Source organism: Bradyrhizobium sp. P2_E8 (assembly GCF_056403875.1).
This window is the reverse complement of sequence record NZ_JBFUES010000758.1, coordinates 1-3811: the sequence shown is the minus strand read 5'-3', so window position 1 is coordinate 3811 and position 3811 is coordinate 1. Positions and strand designations below refer to the sequence as shown.

Here is a 3811-nt window from a genome sequence, read left to right as displayed (position 1 = left end):
ACCGTGGTCTGGTCGGAGCCGTAGCGAGACAACAGCTCGATGTTCTCGACGGGGAGGAACAGTTTTGTCTCGGCCGCATAATGCAGCTCGAGGCAGTCGTGGGGCGCGCCGGCGACGTCGAGCGTTTGCAGACCGACGAACCGGCCGATGCCGTGATCGACATGGACCACGATGTCGCCGGCGGCAAGGCTCGTCACCTCCGAGATGAAATTGTCGAGCTTGCGGCTCGCCCTGCGCGGCCGCACCAGGCGGTCGCCGAGGATGTCCTGCTCGCTGATGAGCGCGATCTCGTCGGTCTCGAAGCCGCTCTCCAAGCCGAGCACGGCGAGCATGGTCTCGTTGCGCGGGGTGGCCTGCACCGTGCGCCAGCTGTTGACGCTGGTGGTGTGGGCCAGCTTGTGGTCGCGCAGCATCGAGGTCATGCGGTCGCGCGAGCCTTCGCTCCACAGCGTGATCACGACCTTCTTGCGTTGCGCCTGCAGGGCCATCACGTGGCTGACCACGGATTCGAACACGTTGACGGTGGTGTCGTTGCGCTCCGGCGCGAAGTCGCGGCCCTTGCGTGCGCCGGCATCGACGACACCAGCGCCATCCGCCGGCACGGAGAATTGCGTGAGGCGCGCCAGCGGGATGTCGCCGAGGCGCTTGGTCCACTCCTCTTCGGTGAAATACAGCCGGTCCGGCGGCAGCGGCTTGTAGATGGCGCCGCCGCCCGGATGCTCCATCGCATCGCGGCGGGCCTGGTAATAGTCGAGGATCTGCTTGAAGCGCTCGCGGACGGCGTCCTCGGCCTGCGGCTCGATCGCGACGGCCGCGCCCTGCAGATAGTCGAACAGCGTGTCCATCCGGTCCTGGAACAGCGGCAGCCAGTGCTCCATGCCGGGATGGCGGCGGCCTTCGCTGACGGCCTCGTACAGCGCATCGTCGCGCTCGGGCGCGCCGAACTCGGCGACATAGCCCATGCGGAAACGGCGGATGGTGTCGGTGACGAGCTGGAATTCAGAGACCGGGACGAGGTCGAGCGAGCGCATGTCGAGCAGCGTGCGCTGGGTCTCGGCGTCGAAGGAGCGGATCGATTCAAGGCTGTCGCCAAAGAAGTCGAAGCGCACGGGCTGCTCGAGGCCGGCTGGAAACAGGTCCAGAATGCCGCCACGCACGGCATATTCGCCGGGCTCGCGCACGGTCGAGGACCGGTTGTAGCCGTTGTGCTCGAGCCAGGCGACGATGGTGTCCATCGGTACGACGTTGCCGGGGGCGACCGACAGCGCCTGCGCCGCGACGAGCTCGCGCGCCGGCACGCGCTGCACGATGGCGTTGACCGTCGTCAGCACGATCAGCGGCTTGTCGCTACCGGTCAGGGGGGCAAGCCGCGCCAACGTCGTCAGGCGTTGGGCCAAGATGCCGCCATGCGGCGAGACGCGGTCGTAGGGCTGGCAGTCCCAGGCCGGGAAGGTCAGCACCGGCAGATCGGGCGCGAAGAACTGCAGCGCGCGTTCGAGCTGCTGCATCCGCGCACCGTCGCGGCAGACCACTGCAAGGCTGACGGCCGGCTTCTTCGGCCGTGCCGCGATGGCGCGCGCCAGATCCGAGATGACGAGGCCTTCGGCACCTTCCGCGACATTGGCAAGCGTCAGGGCGCGGCCGGGCGTGAGCAGCTCGGCCGGCGATTTCATCCCCTGCTTCATGCGTCGCGGTCCGCGATCGGAAACGCCTTGATACGGGCAAACAGCGCACCGGTGACGTCGGCCGGCAGCACCTTGTCGCCGGTGATGGCGGCATAGAGGTCGGGATCGTTGACCTCGAGCAGGTGCTCGAGTTCGGCGAGTTCGGCATCGGACAGGTTGCCGATCTCGGCATCCGCGAAGCGGCCGAGGATCAGGTCCATCTCGCGCGTGCCGCGGTGCCAGCAGYGGAACAGCAGCCGCTTGCGGCGGTCGTCCAGCCCGTTGCTCGATCGTGTCGTTCCCGTCATGTCTCAATTCCAGTCAAACGCCGAAAGCCCGGACGTGCCGGGCGGGGGTGATATAGCTACTTGGGCGGCCGGTGTCAGCTCTTTGTTTTTGCAATTGTTTGGAGACCGTCATTGCCGGGCTTGACCCGGCAATCCATCGTCATTGAAAGATGGATGCGCGGGTCCCTGCTCCGCCAAAGGCATCGCCGGGCTTTCGATCTCGGGCCAGCGAGCCTTAGCGAAGGCGGCAAGCCCGCGCATGACGAATGTTGCGAGAAATGCGCCCCAGCCTGCTCAATCCACTGTTTGCTCCCGTGACCAGCCTGCCCGGCGTCGGTCCGAAGCAGGACAAGCTGCTGCAGTACCTGCTCAGCCGCAACGAGACGCCGCGGCTGGTTGACCTTCTGCTGCACTTGCCGAGCCAGGTCATCGACCGCCGCGCCCGGCCGAAGATTCGCGATGCCGTGCAGGGAACCATGGTGACGCTGGAGGTGACCGTCGACCGCCACCGCCCGCCCCCGCCGCGCAATGCGCGGGCGCCCTATCTCGTGTACGCCAGCGACGATACCGGCGACGTCGTGCTGACGTTCTTCCGCGCCAAGCCGGGCTATGTCGAAAAGCTGCTGCCCGTCGGCGAGAAACGCTACGTCTCCGGCACGCTCCAGATGTATGACGGCATGCCGCAGATCGTGCATCCCGACCGCGTGCTGGACGAAGAGGCGATCTCAAAACTCTCCGGCATCGATCCGGTCTATCCCTTGACGGAGGGCCTGGCGCTCGGCTCGCTGCGCCGCGCGATCGCGCAAGCGCTCCAGAAATTGCCCGCCTTGCCGGAATGGATCAGCCCGGAGGTGATGCGCCGCTGCCACTTCCCGCCCATCGCGGAAGCCCTCACCCGCGTGCACCAGCCGGTCGAGCTCACGGACATTTTGCCCGATCAGCCGTTCTGGTCCCGCCTCGCCTTCGACGAACTGCTGGCCGGCCAGCTGGCGCTGGCCCTGATCCGCGCGCAATTGCGCCGCCCGGCCGGCGTACGCAATGCCGGCGATGGCCATCTGCGCAACAAGATCATCGACGCGCTGCCCTATGCGTTGACGCCTTCCCAGCGCGATGCGGCCGCAGCGATCGCGAACGATCTGCAACAGCCGGTGCGCATGCTGCGCCTGCTCCAGGGCGATGTCGGCTCCGRCAAGACGGTAGTGGCGTTGCTGGCCGCCGCAGCGGTGGCCGAAGTCGGCAAGCAGGCCGCGCTGATGGCCCCGACCGAAATCCTGGCGCGCCAGCACATCAAGACCATCGCGCCGCTGGCGGAGCGCGCCGGTATGCGCGTCGCGATCCTCACCGGCCGCGAAAAGGGCAAGGAGCGACGCGAGATCATTGCCCAGCTCGCCGAGGGCGAGATCGATCTGCTCGTCGGCACCCATGCGCTGATCCAGGACGACGTGATCTTTCGGGACCTCGCGCTTGCCGTGGTCGACGAGCAGCATCGTTTTGGCGTGCGCGAACGGCTCGCGCTGACCTCGAAGGGCGAAGCCGTCGACGTGCTGGTGCTGAGCGCAACCCCGATCCCGCGCACGCTGGTGCTGACCTATTTCGGCGACATGGATATCTCCGAGCTGCGCGAGAAGCCGGCCGGCCGCCAGCCGATTGACACCCGCGCGGTGGCGATGAGCCGCCTCGGCGAAGTCATGGACGGCGTCGGCCGCGCGCTCGAGTCCGGGAAGCTGGTCTACTGGATCTGCCCGCTGGTCGAGGAGTCCGAGGCCGAGGGTACCGAGCACCTCACCAACGCGACCAAACGCTTCGAGAGCCTGCAGAAGCGCTTTGGCGACCGCGTCGGTCTGGTCCACGGCCAGATGA

General features: G+C 67.1%; 3 protein-coding genes. 1 reads left to right on the top strand and 2 read right to left on the bottom strand.

Features of this window, described 5'->3' with window-relative positions; genetic code table 11:
- Both AC1D00_RS31220 and AC1D00_RS31215 read right to left on the bottom strand, forming a co-directional pair.
- The coding region (locus AC1D00_RS31220) for a CarD family transcriptional regulator (RefSeq protein WP_477013305.1) at positions 1-1685 on the bottom strand (1685 nt) is incomplete at its 3' end.
- On the bottom strand, positions 1682-1972 hold the full coding sequence (locus AC1D00_RS31215) for an FAD assembly factor SdhE (protein ID WP_477013304.1): 291 nt from the start codon (positions 1970-1972) through the stop codon (positions 1682-1684). The genes AC1D00_RS31220 and AC1D00_RS31215, both read right to left, overlap by 4 nt.
- 257 nt (positions 1973-2229) lie before the next feature.
- Between AC1D00_RS31215 and AC1D00_RS31210 the strand changes: the two genes are divergently transcribed.
- Positions 2230-3811, top strand: a 1582-nt coding sequence (locus tag AC1D00_RS31210; protein ID WP_477013303.1) for an ATP-dependent DNA helicase RecG, incomplete at its 3' end; no start/stop codon positions are given.